This is a genomic window from Limnofasciculus baicalensis BBK-W-15 (assembly GCF_024178385.1).
GTDB classification, from domain to species: Bacteria; Cyanobacteriota; Cyanobacteriia; order Cyanobacteriales; family Coleofasciculaceae; genus Limnofasciculus; species Limnofasciculus baicalensis.
Genome location: NZ_JAMZMM010000440.1, coordinates 1 through 4,389 on the forward strand (window position 1 = coordinate 1; position 4,389 = coordinate 4,389).

The 4,389-nt window shown below is 42.9% G+C and carries 2 protein-coding genes; one reads left to right on the plus strand and one right to left on the minus strand.

The annotated features are described in order from the left end of the window. On the minus strand, nt 1-2,201 hold a 2,201-nt coding region (locus tag NJ959_RS26145; RefSeq protein WP_254014688.1), incomplete at its 3' end, for a GAF domain-containing protein. A gap of 85 nt (nt 2,202-2,286) precedes the next feature. Here NJ959_RS26145 and NJ959_RS26150 point away from each other — a divergent pair. Beyond that, nucleotides 2,287-4,272: a CASTOR/POLLUX-related putative ion channel gene (locus NJ959_RS26150; RefSeq protein ID WP_254014689.1), complete on the plus strand. Its 1,986-nt coding sequence runs from the start codon at nt 2,287-2,289 to the stop codon at nt 4,270-4,272. Nucleotides 4,273-4,389 lie beyond the last annotated feature (117 nt).

A 4,389-nucleotide genomic window follows, 5' to 3' on the forward strand; every position in this document is an offset into this window, starting at 1 on the left:
ATCCGGACGCGGGCAAATTTCAACCCTGTAATGCCTTGGAGTGGTTCAACTATTCCGGATTCGATCGCAGTATCCACCCAAGCTTCGCGAGCTAAATAACGGAGATAATGTTCGTATTCTTCCCACTCTTCTTTAGTAGAATAGACTAAAGTCAGCATACCGGGCTGAGTGATACGAGCTTGATTTTTAACATCTACCGCTTTATCGATGCGTTTTTTGACAATTTCATAGCGAGTATCGCGGGTGCTACCGCGCAAATCGAATAGTTTTTCAGTTTGCTCGTCGTGGAAAATATCGACAGTGGTATCTTGTACCAAAACGAGATATGTTACTTCTAGGGTTTTTTCATAGCGATCGCGCAATCCGAAACAGACACGGGCGCATTCGCAGATTGCTCGTAGCTGCTCGTAGCGTAAGGCATGGAGATGAAATAAAGAAAACTTCTGATTAATGGATCCTCCCACATAAATCATGTGATCCATACCATCTGTCAGCTCCACATCGCAGTAATGAGGTAAAATTTGTTGCATCCTCATCTGAGCCGTATCCCAGGTTTCCCGCAATTGATTGTTAATTTCGTGAATCATGCGATCGTAGCAATCGCGGGCAGTATAAACACAGCGATGATCGTTAGCACAAGCCTCCTCATAGGCTTTCACCGCTGCGGCGGCTCCATCACCACATTGGCGAAAATAATCGAAATAAATTTCTAAATTATCTCTCAAATACTGGATAGCAGTAACTTCTGCATCCACCATTACGCCATTGCTCAAACTTTCCCGATACGTCAATAAATCCTGATGAAATTGCTGCAAAAACGCCAAATCTTGATATTGGCAAACAGCATCTACCACAGCCACAGCCAAAGTAAACTGAGCGAGTAAATCTGTTTGGATGGCGTGATTGCGCTGCTCGGAAGAACCCCGAATATCACAAATACCGTACATCGGGTAGACATTGGTAAAGACAATCGCTTGAGGAGGTAGTCCCCAACTGCGCCTTTCTGCTTCTTCCAAAAAGCGCCATTCCACGGCAGGATGGATATGACTAAATTGTCCTTGGACACCCTGACGCAAAGCCGCACTCAAAGCTGGGATTAAAGCCAATCCGTGACTGACATCTAAAGAATCAAAATTATTGGGGATATTGCTAGTTAATCCTACCATGCCGATAAGTTGTCCTGGGGAGCTTTCCCCATCTGGATGGCTAACAAATAGGGGAATCAGTAGTAGAGAAGATACTCCCTGATTGAATAGTAGCTGTTCCAACTTCGTTTTACAATCGCTGCTGAGGTTAGGCACTTTCCAGACGCGATTAGCTTCTGCTGCTGCCATAAAGTGGGAGCCTTCTAGGGATTCCAGGGTATAGATTTTACTTTGGATTACCCGATTGTCTTTGCTGGTAAAAACCTTGACTTGTTGACCTTTGACACTTAAGAGGAGAAAATTGTCAGCATGAAAGAGCGATCGCAACTGTCGATCCAACAAGCGAAACTTCTTTGGGCGTAGTACAGAGTCGTGTTCGATGAGTAAGTCAATTAAGCGTCGGATCTTCTCTTGGTTGGTGACATCCAATCCTTCCCACAAAAATTGACCTTTTACTCGGTAATTGTCCAACTGTAACCGATTTTCCCAAGTTTCTGTCGCCAAGATTTCTTCTAGAGGTAACTGAGATAATTCCACATCGGCAAACTCATCCTGTTGCGGATCGATCCGCTCTACCTTAAGATGTTCAGAGCGTAGCCAAAATTGAATTGAGTGGGGTTCGGTATTGCCAGCGGTGTTGACGGAAACAATCGTCGGTTCATCTAAAAAACTCCAATTGGAACGATCTATCTGATATACGTCCCGCAAGACTAGAGGTAATAAATGACGACGATATAATTGTTCTTGCGCTACCGCATCAAACTCGCCAAACAAATCCCACAGTCGGATGCCCTGACTGTGCCAGTTTCCGGTGGGGGGGGTGATTCCCATCAGCCGACAAAATGAGTCGTTGGCATATTGGAGGGTAAAATTACTAGCTTCTACAACAGCCATCAACAGTTTACTATAGTTCTGGAGGCGAACTTGCCAGTTGGTAGGGGTCAATTTCGTCGAATTGGTCAAGTTGCCGCGATTGCCTACAGGATTGCGATCTACGCAATCGCTTAAAGGTGCAGCCAGTGCTTCGGGTGAATTGTTATGATTCGAGGTGGACATAGGAAAGTTTGCCATGAGTGGCGATAACTGGATATAATGTAAGATTTGGCTGTACCTAATTTACTTGTAGCGTTTGGTAATAACTTTGAAAAATAACAAAACCATCTCCTCTCAAAATCAAATCCCTTGGAAAAAGCGCCTCCAGTATAACTTCGATAATTTTATGTCGAAAGGGGGGATGTCGGTTTTTCTGGCACTAGTGTCAGCCTTTTTCACTGCTTTTCTTTTAATGACACTGCTCCGTACTAGTTTTGAGAAGCTATTTCCCAATGATTATATCAACGATTCCTCGGAGTTGCTCTGGGAAGTATTCGTTGAGTTAATCGGGTTAAGAGATACGGGAGACGAGGCTAATTTTGCGGCCAAGACTGCGGGTATAATCACGATTTTTGTAGGGTTAGTGTTGTTCTCTAGTCTAGTTGCCTTCATTACCCAGGAATTTGAAGCAAAACTATTGGCGCTCCGTAAGGGTAAAAGCCCGGTTGTGGAAGCCAACCATACGTTAATTTTAGGATTCAGTGACAGAATTATAGATATTATTCAAGAGTTGGTGGTAGCTAATGAATCTGAATCCGATGCTGTTGTTGTAATCCTTTCTCAAGAAAGTAAGGAAGAGATGGACGATTTCCTCCGGAATAATTTGGGTGAAATCAAAACAACGAGAGTGGTAACGCGCAATGGCTCGATCACCAGTTTAAACGACTTGAAGAAAGTCGGAGTTGAAGTAGCCAAATCAGCCATCGTTTTAAATGAGGCTAAAGGTTCAGATCCCGAAGCAGTTAAAACTTTGGCTGATGCACGGGTAGTCAAATCTATTCTAGCGGTTGTAGCCGCAAATGGGGAAGAAAACTTACCCCAAATAGTTGCCGAATTACACTCGCAACAATATCGACGACTAGCGGAAAACATTGTTCCAGGCGCTGTGACAACTCTGAATGAGGCAGATATTTTAGGTAGAATCTTAGTTCAAACCTCCCGAAGTGCAGGATTAGCAACTGTCTATTTAAACTTAGTGGGTTTTGAAGGAAATGAATTCTATTTTTATCGAGCCAATTCTGGCTGGCATAGTGTCACCTTTCGTGAATTGCCATTTCATTTCTCCAATGGTATACCACTGGGTGTCCGTCACGCAGACGGGACTCTCACTATAAAACCCAGTCAAGATTACAAGTTAGCTGATGATGATGAGGCGATTATCCTAGCAGAAGATGATTCTACAATCGATTTTAATCCCAATCCTGTTGTCGAACCACAGAATATTGGCTATCTTGACTATGGGCCAACCCTTGAGCCAAAAATCGAAAAGTATCTGGTGCTGGGATGGAATAGCAAAGCCCGGATTGCCCTGAGAGAATATGCAGCATATCTAACTAAGGGTTCACAGGTTGATCTGGCGGTAAATGAATTAAGCGAAGAGATTCAATCTGAATTTGACAAGATTGCTAAAGCCTATCCCGATATCAAGATGGAAGCTAAGGAGATAGATGTCAATTCAATTAAGCAACTCAAAAGTCTCAATCCCCATGAATATACCAGCATCTCAATATTAGCAAGTACTGGAGAAAATGCTGAAGAGATTGATGCGAAAACACTAACTATATTGTTAGAAATGCGGCAAATTTTCCGAGATTATGCTGCGGAAACAGGTAAACCAGTATTCACTGATTTGATTGCTGAAATTATTGATTCCCAAGAGACTGACTTGGTTATCAAGGCTGGGGTTAAAGATTTTGTTCTTACTAATCAATTCGTCTCTAAAATTTTAGCACAGGTGTCTCAGGAACCTGATGTCATGTCAATATATCGGGATTTATTCTCGGCAGATGGGAGCGAATTGTATATTAAACCAATATCGCTTTATTTCCCAGTCGAACTAATTGGTAAGCTCACCTTTGCTGATTGCGTACTCGCAGCTCAACACCGTAATGAAGTCTGTCTTGGTGTGAGAATTAGCGCCCATGCTACGGATAAAGATAAAAACTTTGGCATTGACTTAGTACCGAGAATGAATAAGCGACTAAATCTTACCTTCAGCGATGCCCTGATTACTCTAGCTGACGATCAAACTTGAATAGGGAGTGGGGAGTAGGGAATGGGGAATGGGGAATTGGGAATTGGGAATTGGGAATGGCTAACAACCAATAACCAATAACCAATAACCAATAACCAATAACCAATAACCAATAAC